This is a genomic window from Phocaeicola coprocola (assembly GCF_041333015.1).
GTDB lineage: Bacteria > Bacteroidota > Bacteroidia > Bacteroidales > Bacteroidaceae > Phocaeicola > Phocaeicola coprocola.
Window position 1 is genome coordinate 315,933 of record NZ_JBGKGM010000004.1, and the last position, 18,585, is coordinate 334,517.

At 43.4% G+C, this 18,585-nt stretch carries 19 protein-coding genes; 1 reads left to right on the forward strand and 18 read right to left on the reverse strand.

Going from position 1 to position 18,585, the window contains the following annotated elements:
* Positions 1–29: 29 nt before the first annotated feature.
* Positions 30–866, reverse strand: coding sequence for a DUF7738 domain-containing protein (locus ACDG22_RS11975; RefSeq protein ID WP_085960434.1), 837 nt, complete (start codon positions 864–866; stop codon positions 30–32).
* A gap of 154 nt (positions 867–1,020) precedes the next feature.
* Here ACDG22_RS11975 and ACDG22_RS11980 point away from each other — a divergent pair, with 154 nt between their 5' ends.
* Positions 1,021–2,184: an IS4 family transposase gene (locus ACDG22_RS11980; protein ID WP_370858825.1), complete on the forward strand. Its 1,164-nt coding sequence runs from the start codon at positions 1,021–1,023 to the stop codon at positions 2,182–2,184.
* A gap of 89 nt (positions 2,185–2,273) precedes the next feature.
* On the opposite strand, the gene ACDG22_RS11985 is transcribed toward ACDG22_RS11980, so the two are convergent.
* The 17 genes from ACDG22_RS11985 to ACDG22_RS12065 form a co-directional block, all read right to left on the reverse strand.
* On the reverse strand, positions 2,274–3,248 hold the full coding sequence (locus ACDG22_RS11985; protein ID WP_270669225.1) for a hypothetical protein: 975 nt from the start codon (positions 3,246–3,248) through the stop codon (positions 2,274–2,276).
* A gap of 145 nt (positions 3,249–3,393) precedes the next feature.
* Positions 3,394–4,371, reverse strand: a complete 978-nt coding sequence (locus tag ACDG22_RS11990) for a hypothetical protein (RefSeq protein WP_270230614.1) — start codon at positions 4,369–4,371, stop codon at positions 3,394–3,396.
* 60 nt (positions 4,372–4,431) lie between these two features.
* Positions 4,432–4,692 (reverse strand): hypothetical protein, encoded by a 261-nt coding sequence (locus ACDG22_RS11995; RefSeq protein ID WP_227994603.1) that lies wholly within the window; start codon positions 4,690–4,692, stop codon positions 4,432–4,434.
* 334 nt (positions 4,693–5,026) lie between these two features.
* Complete coding sequence (locus ACDG22_RS12000; RefSeq protein WP_007570416.1) at positions 5,027–5,608, reverse strand: hypothetical protein; 582 nt, start codon at positions 5,606–5,608, stop codon at positions 5,027–5,029.
* Between the two features lie 111 nt (positions 5,609–5,719).
* Positions 5,720–6,556 (reverse strand): DUF7738 domain-containing protein, encoded by an 837-nt coding sequence (locus ACDG22_RS12005; RefSeq protein ID WP_227994605.1) that lies wholly within the window; start codon positions 6,554–6,556, stop codon positions 5,720–5,722.
* 50 nt (positions 6,557–6,606) lie between these two features.
* Positions 6,607–7,680 (reverse strand): FmdB family zinc ribbon protein, encoded by a 1,074-nt coding sequence (locus ACDG22_RS12010; RefSeq protein ID WP_007570420.1) that lies wholly within the window; start codon positions 7,678–7,680, stop codon positions 6,607–6,609.
* Positions 7,681–7,745: 65 nt separating this feature from the next.
* The gene (locus ACDG22_RS12015) at positions 7,746–9,320 is read right to left on the reverse strand and encodes a hypothetical protein (RefSeq protein WP_270230611.1); all 1,575 of its coding nucleotides are present in this window, start codon (positions 9,318–9,320) and stop codon (positions 7,746–7,748) included.
* A 71-nt stretch (positions 9,321–9,391) separates the two neighbouring features.
* Positions 9,392–10,333, reverse strand: coding sequence for a hypothetical protein (locus ACDG22_RS12020; protein WP_227994607.1), 942 nt, complete (start codon positions 10,331–10,333; stop codon positions 9,392–9,394).
* Between the two features lie 292 nt (positions 10,334–10,625).
* Positions 10,626–11,279 (reverse strand): hypothetical protein, encoded by a 654-nt coding sequence (locus tag ACDG22_RS12025; protein WP_007570426.1) that lies wholly within the window; start codon positions 11,277–11,279, stop codon positions 10,626–10,628.
* Positions 11,276–11,938 carry a hypothetical protein gene (locus ACDG22_RS12030; protein WP_227994608.1) on the reverse strand — a complete coding sequence of 221 codons (663 nt, stop codon included), beginning with the start codon at positions 11,936–11,938 and terminating at the stop codon, positions 11,276–11,278. Before ACDG22_RS12030 ends, ACDG22_RS12025 begins: the two co-directional genes overlap by 4 nt.
* A gap of 201 nt (positions 11,939–12,139) precedes the next feature.
* On the reverse strand, positions 12,140–12,838 hold the full coding sequence (locus ACDG22_RS12035) for a hypothetical protein (RefSeq protein WP_007570431.1): 699 nt from the start codon (positions 12,836–12,838) through the stop codon (positions 12,140–12,142).
* Between the two features lie 84 nt (positions 12,839–12,922).
* On the reverse strand, positions 12,923–13,984 hold the full coding sequence (locus ACDG22_RS12040; RefSeq protein WP_007570433.1) for a hypothetical protein: 1,062 nt from the start codon (positions 13,982–13,984) through the stop codon (positions 12,923–12,925).
* Positions 13,985–14,008: 24 nt separating this feature from the next.
* On the reverse strand, positions 14,009–14,878 hold the full coding sequence (locus ACDG22_RS12045) for a helix-turn-helix domain-containing protein (protein WP_007570434.1): 870 nt from the start codon (positions 14,876–14,878) through the stop codon (positions 14,009–14,011).
* Between the two features lie 12 nt (positions 14,879–14,890).
* Positions 14,891–15,034, reverse strand: coding sequence for a hypothetical protein (locus tag ACDG22_RS12050; protein WP_227994609.1), 144 nt, complete (start codon positions 15,032–15,034; stop codon positions 14,891–14,893).
* Between the two features lie 35 nt (positions 15,035–15,069).
* Positions 15,070–16,320, reverse strand: a complete 1,251-nt coding sequence (locus tag ACDG22_RS12055) for a TPM domain-containing protein (protein WP_007570436.1) — start codon at positions 16,318–16,320, stop codon at positions 15,070–15,072.
* Positions 16,317–16,967: a hypothetical protein gene (locus ACDG22_RS12060; RefSeq protein ID WP_370858891.1), complete on the reverse strand. Its 651-nt coding sequence runs from the start codon at positions 16,965–16,967 to the stop codon at positions 16,317–16,319. Before ACDG22_RS12060 ends, ACDG22_RS12055 begins: the two co-directional genes overlap by 4 nt.
* A gap of 8 nt (positions 16,968–16,975) precedes the next feature.
* Positions 16,976–18,562 carry an energy transducer TonB gene (locus ACDG22_RS12065; protein ID WP_007570438.1) on the reverse strand — a complete coding sequence of 529 codons (1,587 nt, stop codon included), beginning with the start codon at positions 18,560–18,562 and terminating at the stop codon, positions 16,976–16,978.
* Between the last annotated feature and the right edge of the window lie 23 nt (positions 18,563–18,585).

Genomic DNA, 18,585 nt, shown 5'->3' on the forward strand with positions numbered 1-18,585 from the left:
TAGTTGATTTCCCATATCTCTTTCCGTTTTCATTCTACATCTACATTTATATACTTTTCATATTCAGGACCTTCGTACGGTGGGTCACCAAAACCTCGTGAGTTAATGGCAATATCAAAGTTTTCAATATCATTACCGTCTTCAGACTTCCTGATTCTATAGGTATAATATTCTTCTCTGCGGTGTATAGGCGCTTTAGTGTAGTCCCAGTCATGCAGATGACAATAGTAAAGCAGGGGGAACGGATTATTATTGAATTTCAGATTTGTTTTTTCCAGAAAATCATCAATGTGCATGCCTCTGCCCAAAACCGCTCCACCGACAATCATTTTACCCGCAAAATACTGGCGTGGGCAACGGTTCTTTAGCCATTTCAAGTTTTCTTCGGATAGAAAATCATCTAATTCTATATTCCAGTTAATCATTATTCTGCTTACAGGGGCACTGTCTTTTCCGCTTTCATCGTCTGATACCATAATGATTCCCATAGAATCCCATATAAATATTCCGGGTTCCGCAAGACGTTCGTAATGTCCGAATATCTCACACAGTTCTCCTATTGTCATTCCCGGCATGAACGGCTTGCCGTTGTAGGTCATTGTCGTATCTGTAAATACAAACAGGTGCTTCCTGTTCACCCCCTCTTTTTCGTAGTCTATAGGCGGTTCTTCCGGCAGATGTTCTTCCAAAAACCGGTCTGTTTTTTTCATCAGTGTATCTACTTTGCCCAAAATGTTATCTATGCTTCCCATCGCCTTTTGGTGGTTGTAGCTGCACCCTGTACACGAGCTGAGTGCGGACAGGCAAAGCAGCCCGAAGCATAGGGCAACGGCTGCCGAAGCGGGGAGGAATGGATGTTTGTTCATATTATTCTTTGATCGTTGGTTTAAGAAATCATTACTGTCCCGTAAAAGTGGATAAATAGTTCTTTGAAATAACTGAAATATAGCTTATTATACTCTATTTGTAAAGCGCGACGATTTGAAATTGTACCTTTGAAACCAAATCAAATGGCTTCAAATGAATCAAGACAAATATGTTTTCGCTCAATTGGTAGAGTTTTTGAACAACAATAAATTCAGAAGAATCGTGGACAAATACGATGGAAATCGTTACGTCAAACATTTCACTTGCTGGAACCAGCTTCTTGCTATGATGTTCGGACAGCTAAGCAATCGTGAGAGCCTACGCGACCTGATTGTTGCATTGGAAGCACATCAAGCCAAGTGTTATCATTTGGGATTGGGTCGTGAACCCTTGGCCAAAACCACACTTGCATCAGCTAACCAAAATAGGGATTACAGAATCTTTGAAGATTTTGCATTCTTCATGATGAAAGAAGCCAGTGATAAACGAGCTACTCATATTCTGGATATCGAAGGAAAGAAGTACGCTTTTGATTCAACCACCATTCCGTTATGTTTGGCAACATTTCCTTGGGCTAAATTTCGAAGTAAAAAAGGTGGAGTCAAGGCACATGTCCTTTATGACATTGAGGCTCAGGTTCCGGCTTTTTTTACAGTAACCACAGCTTCAAAACATGACTCAACAGCAATGTCTGCAATTCATTATGAACCAAATGCATACTATATTTTTGATAGAGCGTATGATTCGTTTAAGGAACTATATCGGATTCATCTTACTGGCTCTTTCTTTGTCGTAAGAGCCAAGTCGAATCTTAAATTTAAGTTCTGCAAATGGAAACGCAGACTACCAAAGAATATACTATCTGATGCTGAAGTGAAATTATCAGGATATACCTCTGAAAAGAAGTATCCGGAATCATTCAGGATTATCAGGTTCTATGATGAAGAAGATGATCGTGAATTTACCTTCCTGACAAATGCCAAACATATATCTGCACTTGATGTAGCTAATCTCTATAAAAAGAGATGGCTTGTAGAACTGTTCTTCAAATGGTTGAAGCAGCACCTTAAAATCAAAAGGTTCTGGGGCGCCACAGAAAACGCAGTCCGTATTCAGATAAGTGTGGCTATTATCACTTATTGTTTGGTAGCTATTATCCAACATGATTTGCACTTAAGCCGTTCGACCTATGAGGTCCTACAGATTTTGAGCATTTCATTAACGGATAAAACACCTTTACAAGAGTTGTTCAATAAGACTAATTTCAATGATGTCAAAGAGCAATTAAATCCCCTTTTCCCGGGGTTGTTTGATTAATATTTAATTCGTCCCGATTTTAACGGGACACTAATGTTAAGAAATGATTATTCAATACAAAGAAACCATCGTTTATCTATTGATATACTTTAAATCATAACGGGAATCAATTTATTTGTTCCTTTTTTCATGCTTAAATGAAGTTCTATATATCCATATTTTATGTATGAACTATTTTTTTCATCTCTTAAAAATAGCAAAGCAGCGGGAAAGCCACCATGTTTTTTCGATTTTAAAGAAATACTTTTTCCGTCAGTTGAGAATACCATTCTATATTCTTCAATCGGTTGTAATTCATTTACAGAGTACTTATTAATAACATCAACATTACCTTTCCAGTCTCTCTCTATGTCTTTTTGAGATTGATACAAAGTAACACCTATTTCTTGGTAAGTAGGCCAAAAATATTCCTTCAATTCGTTTATCTTTTTTTCGGCAATCATTTGTCTTACTCGCTTATATTCTTCTACCACTTTCTGTTCTATATTGGGTATTTCACGCAAATCGACATACTCGTCCCATGTTGTGATTTCGTATGGCACTTGTGCATCAAACTCTTTTTCTATTTCAATCTGCGGTAACCCTTCTTCGGGAATCTCTATTTCTGGTAATTCAAATACCTTATGCCATATTCTGTTACCCATACTATCCAGTTTCTCTGTAAAATCATAATATCCAATTTCCAGTCTGAAAGGTTTATCATTAACTATAGTTTTCCTACTCGGAAATGGTTTCAGACTGATTGATATACTCTGCTTGCCGGATTTGAATATTACCGGATTTATAGCTATGGATGTTTCGCCGATATTTACAGGTTCTGTAACTTCTGCTGATATATTATCGTTTATTCTTAGTTCGAACAGACACCCTCTGTTTCCGTATCTCGCATAATAAACAGGTCTACTTTCATTTTTGTAAACCATAGAGTCCACCTGTATTTCCATACCTGATTCAGGAGCGAATGTACCGTCTTTCTTTTGTGCTTGAGCGCATCCTGCAAGGTTCATGCCCAGCATCGTTATAATCATTATCGCTTTTAGTTTCATACTGCTTTTCATTTTCATATCTTTAATTTTTTAGTTGCTGCTTCAAAGTTATACCGCCACCCCTAAACTCCCTTTTTCGTTTTCCGATTATTCTTTGCTAACCGTTCAAAGTAGAAATAAAGTAGCATCCGTTTTTTAACCTTGAGTGCTCATAAAATAGAATTTATATCATAAGAGGAATCAGCTTATCAGTTCCTTTTTTCATTCCGAGATGTAACTCAATATATCCACATTCTAACTCAGCCCCACTATTTACTTCTTTAACAAAAACTAATGCGCTTGGGAATCCACCATATTTATTTGACCGTAAAGATACGCTCCGACCATTACTGGAATACACGATGCGATACTCTTCTATTGGTTGAAGGTCACTTGTTGAGTATTTCTTTATAAGTTTACAGGTGTTGTTCCAACTCAAGTCTATATCTTCTTTTGTTTGATATATGGTAATTGCAAATTCTCGATAGGAGGGCATAAAATATTTCTTTAACTGTTCTAAATTTTTCTGCGCTATTAATTTTCTGACATATTCATACTCTTTGACGATTTTCTGTTCAATATCAGGTATTGTTCTTAAATCAACACAATCATCCCAATAAGTATATTGATAAGGTACATTTGCTTCGAATTCGCCCCTCATATCAATGTATGGCAACCCTTTTTCCGGTATTTCAATATCTGGAAGAGTAAAAACTGTATGCCAAGTCGCTTCTCCCGACTCATCTACTTCTTCTGTAGAATCATAATAACCAATTTCCAAGCGAAACGGCTTTGCATTACTTATGACTTCTTCTCCTTTTATGGGCGACAAATGGACTTCAATAGTTTGCTTTCCTGATTTAAATATAGTAGGATTAATTGTTATCAATGCTTCACCTATATTTGTCGACTTCGTCATTTCTGTAATCAGTATATCATTTACTCTCAATTCAAATAAGCAACCCCGATTACCATATTTGGCATAGTATACAGGTCTACCTTCATTTTTATAAACATAAGAGTCCACATTTTCTTTGGGTACATTACCAATCTCTTTGACATTCGAGTACTCTTGCTTATTTTGAGCATTGGAGCATCCGCCAAGCCCAAAACTAAGTAATCCCATAATCAAAAGTGTTGTAATATCCATAATTGTTCTCATATTTGATATTTGAATTTTCGCAATATTTTTTAATTAACTCTCTCTATAAAAAGCTATGCATTACTCAGACGGTGCTTCCGGAGTCGGGTCAAACTCCCTTTCCGCTTTTACCCACGGAAGAGGTTCTGTTCTTGCCTTAGCCACGGAGTATTCCGGAATACCGGAAGTCGTGGTGAAAAGCTGGTACCTTCCGTACATTTTCTTTAAGTCTTCTTTCTGTTCTCTGGTAAGTTCTGTTACACCCGGATTCACCCTGCCTTCCGCATGGTAACCGCAAGATAAACAGACAAGTCCTATGATAACCAGTATTTTCAGTTTCATATTAAAATTCATTTTCATTGTTTCATTTCTGTTGATTTTTAGTTTACTTGATATATTTTACCTCATCCGTTTCACTGTCGCATAGGAAACAGTCGGTCAATACCGTATTGTCCGGGATTACGATGGATTCTATGAACAGGAAATCTGACATTTTACAACAGAAGGGCTTGTCTGCTTGTATTCTTACATCCAGACACTTTGAAAGTCAGCGATAACAGTCCTAATGTTAAAATCTTGTTGTTCATACGCTATGTTATTTAGTGTTATTTCTTGATAATTTACTGGATAAAGGTATCAAATTACATTGAATTATAGCAATATAATCCTATATTTTTCATCTTATATATTTTCCTTTCTTTAGAGGATAAATAAACGGTAAAGACAGTTCTTTTGCGAATGAAATTGTCGCTATACTATAATCATGACTGATTCTTATTGACATTGATAAAGGGAAATCTTCACACCAATATTCAATGACTGGATACAACGCTCCATCCTCAGCGAAGTCTGTTTCTGAAGCAAGGTCAATATAATCAGATATAGAAGCGTAACCTTCACATTTTTCTTTTTGCTTTTGGTGAATCTTTTGCGAGGACAAGGCAAAATATATTCTTCTGTCATCAATTTTTCTGATTATGAGTTCTTGAGATATGGTGTCATTTTTATAATACAACGTGTCTATCTTACTCCTGACTGCACACGGCGAAAATGAAGATAAAAACATCAGCTTTTCAGACAAATCATAGGTAATTATCCTGCTCTCCAAGTCGCGGTATTGTCTGTCGAAGATTTCTTCATTATAAGCAGCCATAACAAAATTATTATACTTATTTGAATAGACAAATTGGGCTTTGAAACTATTGAATATTCCTGGCAAAGTTATTAATACAAGAATTAAAAGTGTTTTCAGTTTCATACTCAAATTCGTTTTTATTATTCTATTTTTTTCGTATCTGTTTGTGCATAGCCGTTGAAACCTAACATTGCAACGAGCAGGACAAGAATCATTGATTTCATATTATGTGTATTATTGGTTTTCTATATTTATGTACTTTTCATATTCAGGACCTTCGTACGGTGGGTCACCAAAACCTCGTGAGTTAATGGCAATATCAAAGTGTGATATATCATTACCGTCATCAGACTTCTTGATTTTATAGGTATAATATTCTTCTCTGCGGTGTATAGGCGCTTTGGTGTAGTCCCAGTCATACAAGTCACAGTAATAAAGCAGAGGGAACGGATTGTTATCGAATTTCAGATTTGTTTTTTTCAGAAAATCATCCATGTGCATACCTCTGCCCAAAACCGCTCCACCGACAACTATTTTACCAGTAAAATACTGGCGTGGACAACGGTTCTTTAGCCATTTTATATTGTCCTCGCTTATAGCTCCGTATAAATCTATATTCCAGTCAATCAGCATCCTGCTTACAGGGGCACTGTCTTTTCCGCTTTCATCGTGTGATACCATAGTGATTCCCATAGAATCCCATATAAATATTCCGGGTTCCGCAAGACGCTCGTAATGTCCGAATATCTCACACAGTTCTCCTATTGTCATTCCCGGCATGAACGGCTTGCCGTTGTAGGTCATTGTCGTATCTGTAAATACAAACAGGTGCTTCCTATTCACCCCCTCTTTTTCGTAGTCTATAGGCGGTTCTTCCGGCAGATGTTCTTCCAAAAATCGGTCTGTTTTTTTCATCAGTGTATCTACTTTTCCCAAAATGTTATCTATGCTTCCCATCGCCTTTTCGTGGTTGTAGCTGCACCCTGTACAGGAGCTGAGCGCGGACAGGCAAAGCAGTCCGAAGAATAGGGCAACGGCTGTCGGAGCGGGGAGGAATGGATGCTTGTTCATATTATTGTGATTTAAAATTTTGTATATATTCCCGCAAAGCCTATTGTTTATCATCTCGGCATTTGGTAACCTACCATGTATTCTGCTCCACAGAAGCGGCACTGGTGGCGTGCCTCGTGCAAGCCTTCGCCCGAGCCGGTGGCCGGCTTTACCATATGATAATCTTCTGTGCGGTGCAGAGTGAGGTGGTGACATTCGGGACAAAGCTCGTAGCCTTCTTTGGTGAGAGGCATACGCAGCTTGAACCGTTCGCCACAGTCCGGACACTCGCAGACGAGGATATAGGCTGTTTTCAGTTTGAGTTCGAGCCGCTCGCCGTCGGTGAGGAGCGGCAGATTCTCTTCTCCAACAGGCAGGGGCATGGAGTGTACTTTCCTTCCCATACAGTTGGGGCAGGGATAGTGGCGGCGCAGCAGTCTGATTTTCTGCAAACGATGGTAGTGTATTGCCGCCAGCACGGCGGGCCATACGGGGAAGAGCCATAGCATGGCCACTAATGTGCGTACCGTAAACGGACGACGGGTGGCGAGCAGTTCGAGGGCGGCTTCCGAAGTATCGGATTTGAGACATAGTTTGCGACGCATTACTCCAAAGGTAGCAAGGTTTATCAATAAAAGTGTAATCCGTCCTGTCCGTGAATCGAAGATGGAAAGGTAAACGGGTATCGCAGTCTCTTCCAGCCACGATTTCTGTGGAAGGATAATTCCTTCCCGATGTTCCGGTGCCGTTGTAGAAGAATGAGATACACCTGCCATCAACAGAAACAGAAGTACGCCCGCTATCCGGCGGTAAGAGCGTTGGGGGTTATCTTCCCGATAACGGCTCGTCTTGCTGCTGTTTACCTTCAGCAGCAGGAGCAGTAATGCCGAAAAGACCGCTATGGCGATGAGGGCGAACAAGGCGAGCAGCACGAACCCTGCCGGGTCGTAGGTACAACCTATGCCCGTAACCGACATATCGCCGAGAAGGAGAAAGATGCCTGCCACTACCGACACTTGCAGGGCAAAGCAAGGCAGTACGATTGCATAGAGAAAAAACTCCGGCAGATGGGCGTTTTTTACGAAACGCCAACACCGTTTCCACAGACTTGAATGGGCGGATGGAATATCTGTATTCTGTTTCATGAGGTGATTTAGTTTTTGGTTTCACATCGGATGTTTCACGGAGAGCGGACCACCAAAGGGGCGGACTACCGGGAGAAGAGTACTTCGGGTTTTCCGCCGCCCATCGGATAACGCACCTTGAGGAGCGGACGGTCGGCAGCGGTGTCGGGGAGGTAGATGTACAGGGCGTCGGCTTCCGTGTAGGTCTTGTACCAGCGGTACATGAGGGGACTGTCGTCCGGCTCTACGGGTTTCGACAACTGCCGGATGTCTTCATCGGTGAGGAAGGACAGAAATTCCCGCCGCCCTACGAGGGAGTCGATGTATTCCTCCACGTGCTTGTCCAATTCGTTGCTCAGGGAGTCGGCGGCGGCGTCGGTGTAGCGGTCCATCAGGGCTGTGGCGCAACGGTCTATTGTCTCCCAATCGGGCTTCATGTCTGCCTTGACATACAGGCTGCCGATTCCTGCGCCGCTCAGGAAAGCGACATACGACACGACATCATCGCCGTAGCGGTCGTGAAAGCAGGTCATTGCTTCCAGATAATCGCCCTTGAACTCTACAGCAGCTTCGTATCCCTTCTTCACCCATTCGCGGTACAGCTCCTTGTAGTTCTTTGAGTTGGCGTCCTTCAGTTCGTCCTCCAGCCGGCGCCCCACTAACTCGCCTGCCGTTTCGTGGAAGTGCCGCAGCTCTTCTTCCGTAGGCTGGTAGTGCGGGCGGGCGGCAAGCTCCAGCGCTTGAGGCGTGATGCCGAGCGAGTCGCAGTTCTCTTCCTTATACGTGATGCACCATTCTCCGAAGCCCATGTGCGGATTCCGGTACCATTGCAGCAGTCCTTTGCCGCCGAACGCATATCCCCCTCTCCAGCTCATCGGCTTTTGTCCCTTTATCGGGATGATTTCCAGCTTGCCTATCTGCTTGTTATACTTCATGTCGTATTCGAGTATCACATCGCCGGGCGCAGACTTGAACAGTTTGAACTTCACGCCATCGAACTCGTATTCCTTTCCTTCGGGCAGCAGCGGGATGCGGATGTACTTCCAGCGCAGGGGCGGAAGCAGTTCCGCTTCGATGCTTCCTTCGATGTCGGCAGAGCGCGATTTGTTGGTGCGGAACGACAGAGAGAACTTCTTCTCTAGCGGGGACATGTAGAGCATGGCAGAGCCGAGCAATTTCAGCGTATCTCCTTCCGTGTTCCGCAGGCGGGACAAGAGGTTGAACCGCATGTTTCCGAACATCTTGATGGAGGCAATCTTCTGCTCGTAGGGATTGTCGGAGGAGAGGTTGTCCGGGATTTCGTCTGCTTGGTTCCAGTTCTCATCCGGGTCATATACTCCGTCAAGCGCCAGCCTGCCGGAAACCGCATAAGTCTCGTCCTCCCCCAGCCGGGCATGGGTCATCCAGTCTTTCAGGGGAGCCGGGTCGAACTCGCCTCCGGTTTCCTCCCACGGCAGGGGTTCGGTTCTTTCTTTCGCCTCCTTGCCTTCCGGAATGCCGGGCTTTATGTCGGTGAAAGCTTGATACCATTTGTACAAATACTTCAAGTTGTCTTTCTGTTCTTTGGTAAGTTCCGTTACGTTGGAGTTCCGCCCCGTCTGGCAGCTTCCCAATGCGGACACGCTCAATAGTGCCATAATGATAAGTGTTTTCAGTTTCATCTATTTTGTTATGTTTTTGAGTAGTTTCTATTTTACTAATTTCCCATTTTTTAATTTTGGGAAGCTTTAATTCATTTGATATATTTTACCTCATCCGTTTCACTGTCGCATAGGAAACAGTCGGTCAATACCGTATTGTCCGGGATTACGATGTATTCTACGTTTTCCGGAGCGAAGAGTTTGAACACAAACTGTTTTTTCCAAAGACCGACTAATACTAAATCGTTTGGATTTTCATATTTTATTTCATTCTTCTGACAATACCATGATACTCTTGTGTAACAATGTATTATTCCGTGCTTCATTTTTGTCAGTCTTTGCTTAAATTCATCCGTACCGTATATATATCCCATATAAGCGTCTGTTACAAGGGATATACTGGGATATATCGGTTTTGGGAAACCTGCCGCCTTTCTGCGCAGGAAGTCTTTCTCGCGGTAGGGGTCGAACGCTTCGCCTTGCGGCAGCGGGCGATTCTTGTCCATATAGAGTACATAGAATGGCCACCAATCGGAATCATATTCTGCAAGAACAGGTATGGCTGCTTTAGTTCGCGGATGTAAAAAACAAAACCTAAATGCAAGGTTCATAGTACCTTTTGAATATCCCGGAATGACCTCCGAGAAAGGAACAGTACAACGAGGAAAGAACAGATGGCGTGGAAATGTTACAGTACCGTTCATCCTGTCCAGTACAAATCTACGCTTATGTGCAAATACTTGGCTGACCAGCAGAATAAATGGAGCTAAAATAAATGCTCCACTGAATGGAGGCCAGTAAATTTCACTGTACGGGTTGTCTATTTCTTTGCAGAACAAGAATAGCCCAGTGCATAAAATAGCTGCTCCGATACCTATCAGAAATCCGCGTATTTCAGAAGGTGTAGTGAAAATAAGAAATTGGTCATCTGCCCTTTCCACCTTGTAGAAATCGGCAATTTCAGTTGTCAATACGGCTGGGAACGGATATATGATATGTTTTACTTTTTCTCTTTTCCCACTCCATATTCTCATTGCTATTAATAAGAATATAGTTATAACTCCCAATAGTGCCAAAAAAATTGTTCCTGATATAAACACTATTAATAGTTTTCCCCATAAATATTCAAAAAACAGGAATTTCCGGGCAGGGTAATGTTTGATAAGATAATCTATTCCGGAAAGACATATTCCAGAAATTGGAAATGTGCATAATAGAACTAAGATTCCGGCTATAATTCTGATTGTAGAGGGTCTGTTAATGTCTGTTTTTGGTTCCATATCTCTTTCCGTTTTCATTCTACATCTACATTTATGTACAAATTGTTCAAAAATCAAAAGAGTTGTGGCGGTAAGATGTATGTGTACGGTGAATCTTATGCCCTACGATGTATTTAGCACCGCAGTATTTACATTCATGACGCGCTTCCTTCAGTCCTTCGGAGAATTCAGTAGGAGATTTCACCACAGTGTATGCTTCTTTCCGGTGTAAGGTGATACCTTGGCAATCCGGACAATATTCATAGAGACCTGTTGCAAGAGGGATGCGCACTTTCACCTTTTCTCCGCAGTCGGTGCAGGTGTACACATGGATGCAGACGGTTTGCAGATTGAGTTCCATTCGTTCCTGTGGGGTGAAGAGCCGGGCATCTTTCTTTATCTCCTGTGCCGACATCTCGCGCAGGGTCTCTTTTCCGCATTTCGGGCAAGTGCGGCTCTGGCTGAGTATCTGTTTGCGTAATCTCAGTCTGTACCATAGCATCACAGCTGCAATGGCAGGCCATACGGGAACCAGCCACAGCAGACCGATGAGGGTGCGCCAGGCAAATGCCTGCTCCGTGAGTTGCTGTTCCAAAGCAGTGGATGCCGTTTTGCCTTTGGGTTGCAGGTAATTTTTCAGTCCTTTCCATGTCAGCCAGTTGAGGAGAAGAAGGGAAAGAAGGGAAAGGCTTCCCAATATAAGCAAAGGTAGTGTGGTCATTGTTTGCCTCCTTTCTCGTTGGTTTCTTCGATGCGTCTGTAAGAACGCTCTATGTCTTCTAAAATGTATGCGTCCAGCTTACTGCCGTTGAACTTGAACAGGAAGGCCAGAAGTCCCATATATCCGAAGGTGAACAGGGCAGCACTCAGTACCAGCATCGCCACGTCGCTGAACGCTGCTTCGGAAAACAACCAAGTGAAAAGTGTCATCCCTGAAAGGCTGATGCACAGGGTGGATGCAGCCAGCAGGGCGAGTGTAAGGAATGGGATGAGCATCATTCCTATGAGGCTCCGCCACATTTCTTTGCAGAACTTGGGGTGATGACCGGTGAGGGCAAACCCGAAGAGGGAGCAGCCTGCAGCGGTGAACAGCACAACGAACAGTCCGAAAAATGCCCATGCCACCCACTCCTGCCAGGATCCTGCGGCAAGCATTCCGCCGAGGTCTGTCCAACGGTTGTTTTCATCACATACGATTTGCCATAAGTAATACAGCACAGAGATGAAGCCTGCTGTGGAGAGGATGACGAGAACGGACGGCAGGCAGCCTGTCGGCTTTTTGCGGTACTGGCGTATCCGCAACAGTATCAGCATGGAGAACAGCAGCTGGACAGCTATAAGGATATAGAGCCCCGAACCGGTCATTGTTTGTTGTTCCATAGGCATGTGTTTTTAATGGCTTGTTGCCGATTGGTGATGTGGCAAATATAGAGAATGATTCTTTAGTATGCTTATAGATGGATTTATTTTCACCGGAATGTGTTGTAGAATATGTTTGAACTTGCTTTCTCGCGGTGTTCTCGTATCCCACATTTTTGTCATTTTCATGTGATTTAAAATTAGCTTATTATAGCCTGTTTCTTATTTCTTGAACATTTTTCTCTCCAATTTTTGCAACTCCATTGTTGCCTCAATGTAAGGGCCATCTACTTTGATGAGTAAATCTTCAAATTCTTTTTTTGCCCGGAAGAGCTTTACGACATCCTCGCCTTCCATGAACAGTCCGATATATTCGTCATCTGGTTTCCAAAGATACACGGGTATGTCCTTGCCCTTTGATACCATCGAGTTTATCAGAATCTTTTTAAGTTCGTCTTTACCTGTTTCTGCTTTCTGCAGGGCAGGTTTACCATATTTCTGCCTGGCAGTTTCTACCAGTTTTTCGAAGCCTGTTTTATTCATCTTCGTTTCGCAGGCCATCGATATTAATTTGCTTTGTGCATTGGTTATCAAATTCAGTTTTCCAAAATCGGTATCACAAAAAGTTGTTTTCTTGGTAGCAAGACTGTCCATACTTATATAATATACTAAAATCGGATATTTCTCAGTCCGCGAAACATACATGTCTTTTGTGTATTTCACATAGCGATAGTTTACTTCTTTGCGGGTCTCTTTGGGATTATCGAAATCAATATATGGAGAGCAAAAACGTTCCACATCGATGTCATAGTCCGGGTTATCCATGTTGATAATCTGTTTGTCTGATTGTGCATGGGCTGTTGCGCCGAATAAGCATAAAAATGCTGTCAATCCAATGATGATAAGTGTTTTAATTTTCATATTCCTTGTATTTTCCACTGCTGCAAATTACTGGGTCGCAATTCTTAATAGGAAATGCTCTCCGGTAATTTATATTTTTTGTAGTTACTTTACTTTTAAAACTTTTTCCAATAAAATCGTTTCACAATATTTCGGGTCAATATAAAAATATACTTCATCTATCGAAGCATAGGAAACAAATGCGCATACAGCCCTATGTTCTGAATCCTCATTATCTATATGCTTCATCCAGTCTTGGAAAGAATAATCGGGATTATTGATGATGTTGTTATATATTGTATAAGAAGTAATGGATCTCTCGGCCCTGTTGTTTTTCCACCACACACCGCCTTTCATTCCGATGTATTTCCATTTATCACGTACTTTGTCATAATGCTTGTAATCAAACGCAATGACTATGACTCCGTTTTTGAAAGACAGCAGTTCAAAAGGTATTCCGTCAAGAGTAAATTCCTTGTTTATGTCTGCATCGGTGATTTTGACCTTTTTCCATTCTGTTTGAAGGATACAGACCGATAAATCCCCTTTCACTTGCGATAATGGTTGTTCTGTGCGCAATGTATAGGTTTCATCAGTACCTTTTTGGCGTCCTTGGTCATCTCTTATCGGTTTACGGTCATAGTGGAGGCTGTTTCCCAATAACATGGGCTTGTTTTCGTTGTCGGTCATTCGTGAGATGAATCTGATTTTTACACCATCGTTTCGCTCTGCCTGGATACCAATAGCAGGGTCAAAACCATTGTTTTTAGGCCATTCCTCATATTTATATGAACCGCTTTGGTAGCCTGTAAAGTCGTTTTGGTTTGTCCATGCCGAAGGGAAGTCATAATGCAGGTTTACTTTGATTTCATGGTTGTCATCTTCATTGGAGGAAGTTGACAGTGAAACAGTGCTTAAAATTTTGTCATATACATCCAAAGGAACGGAAACTTGTTCTTCCCATGGCTTTTTTTTATCCACCGCTTTAAGATTTTCGGAATTATTATATTGGGGATTTATGATCGGATTTTTAAATGTGGATTGTTCCCAATTGAAATATTCCTTCAACTCTTGAATCTCTTCTTTTGTCAATTTTTCGTCTTGTGCAGATAAATTTGAACCTGTTGTACTTAATAGTCCCATAATGATAAGTGTTTTAATTTTCATATTCGTTCATTTTATAATAAATGGTCAGCTCCTGTCTCTCCGGATATTAACCGGTGTATCACCGAGATTCCGCTTGCAGAAATCAGACAGGTAAGACTGGTTCGCAAACCCGCATTGTTCGGCAATCTCCGATAAGGGAAGGTGTGTAGTCCTCAACAGTTTCAGCACCTGCTCGGCACGTTTTTGCCGAAGCCACTGGGCTACAGGACAGTTAAACAATCTCAGGAATGTCCGACGGAAGGTAACGGTACTGTTTGCTCCGCATAGTTCCGCCAGTTCTTCTGCTGTCTTCGCTTCAGTATGGCATTCCATCACTTTCTGAATGAAAGAATGGTCGGTATGGATACCGAGCAGTTCTTCCGCTTGCAAAACGACTTTACGGTTGATATGTTCGTAGGAGGCATCGAGCAGTTTGAATGATACCTCAATGCCTTCTGCCGGCTCGGAAGTGGAAGGCATTCCGCATTGTATTCTCGCTTCGCGGAAGTAGTAGAGCATTCTGTGGTAGATGGCTTCCAGATGTTCTTCACGATGCCTTTGCAGCAACCGGCATAAGGTCAGTAACTCTTCTACGCAGCAATAATGCGTGTACCATATTTGCAAACGCATGACATAACGGGTGGATTCTGCTTCACCGGCAGTCATGAACAGCTCCAGCCATCTCTCAAAGTCCGGCTGTTCATGGCTAATTGCTTCGGGAAGCCCGTTCATCCATCCGGCAATCATATTCATGAATTCCATGTCCGATGCAAAGGGACGCAGTTGCCGCTCTCTTCTCTCCTCCGGCATATCCTTGGATATGGTCACACAAAGCATACGCAGACGTGCTTCCCGGAAATCGTCCGGTTGCAGGCATGAAAGGAGATGACCGTTTATTGAAAAGTCTTTGTCCATAGCAGAGAAAATTTATCGGTTTTCAAACCTGAGGGCCACCGTCATGCGGAATGCCACATTTTCCAAATCGTATGTTTCCTCACCCCAGTATTGAGGCTGTGCGGCACTGATGTCGCAAAAGAAACTCAAGATTCCCATGATAAAAATAGTTTTCATGATTTGCATGTTTTTGTTAATATTGATATACTGTATTAGAAACGGCTGGATGAACCTCCGCCTCCGGACGATCCTCCTCCGAAACTGCCTCCGCCACCGCCTGAGCCTCCCGAACGTCTGGAAGAGGTGTTGATTTTCGGTATTGTATAGCCTACCATGTATTCGGCATCGCAATGCATACATCGATGGCGAGCCTCCATCAGTCCTTCTGATGAAGTGGTGGCTTTAATAATAGTCCGATATTTTTCTTCCTTGTGCAGCGTCATGTGCCCGCAGGAGGGGCAGCATTCATAGCCGTCCTTTTCAAGCGGTATCCGGATTTTCACCTCTTCGCTGCAAGCGGAGCACCGGTAGATGCGGATGTATGCCGTCTTCAGTTCTGTTTCTTTGCGTTCGCTTTCAGTCAGCCGTTTCGTATCCTGTATCAACTCGTGCAAAGGAATCTCCCGGAGGGTTTCCCGGTTGCATTTCGGGCATGTCCGGCTGCGCCTGAGGGTCTTTTGTTTCTGTCTGCCGAAATACCAGCAGGCAATACCCAGCATGGCGGGCCACACCGGCACTAGCCAGCACAGTCCGAGCAGGGTGCGTACAGTAAAGGGTTTTCGGGTCGCCAGCAAGGTCAGTGCGGCTTCCGTCCCTTCGTCTTTGGGCGTCATCCTGTGTACCGCCGATTTCCAGACAAACCAGTTTATAAGTATCAGCATCAGGGCAAACACGATAAAGACCAGGGAAGGGGTGGTACGCCGGAACTTTTTTATCCATGCTTCCGGCGGTGCTGCCTGATAGTCACTTCCGTACAGAACTGCCGCCACCGCCTTGACACCTTCAAGCATTCCTGTATTCCAGTCATTTTCCCGAAGATGCGGCACCATGGTTTCCATCTGTATTCTTTTGCAAATGGCATCCGGCAATACTTCTTCCAGGCCATACCCGGTCTTGAAGGTGATATCCCGTATATCCCGGGTCAGCAGAATCAGCAGTCCGTTGTCATCTTCCGCCTTGCCGACACCCCACCGGTTGAACAGCGTAACGGCAAATTCATGCGGTTCCTCTTCTCCGATGCTGTTCAAGGCGACAACTGCCACTTCTATGGTCAGTGAGTCCTCCAGTTGTTGCAATATATCGTTGATTTTATTCTTCGTTTCACTGTCCAATATATGGTCAGGGTCGGATACCCAATTGTCCGCATCGTATGTCTTGGGATTAGGTACATCATCGACCGTTCCCCATGCCATCGGGCAGAAACCCACCAGAACGGCTATGCAGATTATAAGTTTTCGTATCATATAGTGCCTCCTTTCTCATGGTTATTCATATCGACCGGTCTGAAAGAACGTCTGCTGTCCTTTTCATCGTATTTTTTTAATTTCTCGCTGTTCATTTCCAACAGGTAAACGACGAATCCGGAAAATCCAAGCAGGCACATCACACTGAAAAATAAGAGCAGAAGCATCCAGCCCCAGCCGATATCGTCAAACATGGGTGAGGCAAACCTCATGCAGATAATATAGGCAAACCCAAATGCCGCAACCAATATTCCCAATGCCATGACGGGAAACAGCAGGATTATTGCCAGTGTTTTCCATATCAGTTTGCAGAATTTGGGGTGACGGCCTGTGACAGCATAGCCAACTAAAGAGCAAGCGGTGGCAGGTACTAGTATCATTATCAGGCAGATAAATCCAGCCATCAGCCATTCCACAGGAGAAGCGGCGGCGAGCAACCCTCTGCTCTCTGCAAAGATATTGGCAAACAGTCCTTCATTGATGATAAGATGCCCCAGACTGAACAGTACGGTGGTCAGAGCAAATACAATCATGAAAATAAAACCCGCTGCCAGACAGCCTGACGGCTCTTTGGAGTCCTGCTTCCTTCTCCAGATAATCAGTCCGGTTATCAGAATCTGTAGTACAATCAGGATATATCCTTCCATAGGCTCGGTCACTTAAAAATGACGGGGAGAGTGGTGACAAAGGAGATCGCTTTTCCCTTCCATTTTGCCGGGACATACTTTATGCCGTAGAGGCAGTCGCACACCGCTTTTTCCAATAGCGGATGGGGGTCTCCGTTTATTTTTACGTTGCTGGCAACTCCGTCGGTTCCGATGGTTATTTCCGCCGTCATTCTTCCTGTAATTCCTTGCTCGACTGCCTCTTCCGGCCTCCTGAGCAATTGTGCCAAGATTATGTTCCATTCGTCCGGCATTCCTGTCTGCGGGTTGATGGGCTTGGCTGGCTGGAAATCAGGACTGAAATAATCCACTTCCTCCATTTCTTCCGGTTCGGTCTGCTTTGTATTGTCCGGTGATTTTTCTGTGCACAACCATTCGATAAGTTCGTTGCATCGCTCGCGGTTGATTATTAACCGCGATGCTTCGCCTTCCGATGGGGCAAATACGGTTATCTCGGCAATTTCCCGTCTCTTTTCGTCCGGCATGTAGAGCAATAGACTATCCCCCTGCAAGGCTGTCCTGTAGTGTTTTCCCATCATTCCGGCAGCGTCTGTATCGTCATTTTCCTCTGAAGCTTCATCTTCCATAAAGTGTTTCAAGGTCTCTTCCAGGTTGTTCAGGTCGATGCCTTCTTCTTTCAACCACTCTTCAAACGTGATTTTCCTTGTACTATTTTTCAGAATCTTGTCCAAATCTCCTGTTGTAGATGTTGAAGAGGACGGCTCGTACCAGTTCCCGTCCCTGTGATAAAGGCGCTTCATGCCTTTCAGTTTGTCGAGAGTCTCTGCGTCTGCGGAGATGATGAAGCCGTTGCTGTCAACCTTTTCTATGGAAAAAGTCTTGTTGCCCCAAGTCACCTGCACCGGTTTGTCTCCAAAATCCTTTATGGGTACTGTGATGCGGTCGTATTTCTCAGGCATATAGAAAGACAAGGAGATGTGTCCGCCTGCAATTTCCTGATAAGGGACAGTCAGCGGTATCTGCAATCCGAACCATATATTCAACATGTCTTTGTTTTGGGCATAGTCGCCGCCCTCAAGCAGATAGATATCTTCATCCGGGTGTATATAGACCGGTTTGCCCTGTTTATCCGCCAGATGAAGCTGCAAATCAGTCTCCAGGTCGAAGAAAAGTTCTTTGCAGAACCCCGTGAAGTTCCCGTTCTCATCCTCGTGATAATACTTTTCCCACAGGCCGGATCCTTGTCGACCACCGAAATATGAAGATACATCTTCGTCTTTGCCCCTTAGCATAAGGTTGAAAAAGATAGGAGAATCCTTGTTCGGCTCTATGAATGCCTTGTCAAAGCACATGAACAGTCTTGACAGGCTCTTTTTAAAGCTCTTGTGTTTGAATTTGTCCGCCCATTTTTCCCAAGGGAGCCTATCCTGTTTGAACTCTTGGCTTTCTGTCAATGAATCAAGTTCGCCGAATGCCGCTCCTGTCTCTAACTGATAGAGCGCTTCAAGTCCTTCCATGGTCTTTTTTTTCTCTTCTTCTGTCATTTTCGTCTTGTTTTGTGCCCATGCTCCCAGTACGAAACATGCTAGCAGGACGGTTGATAATAATCTTTTCATGGTGAATGGTGATATTGTGTTTT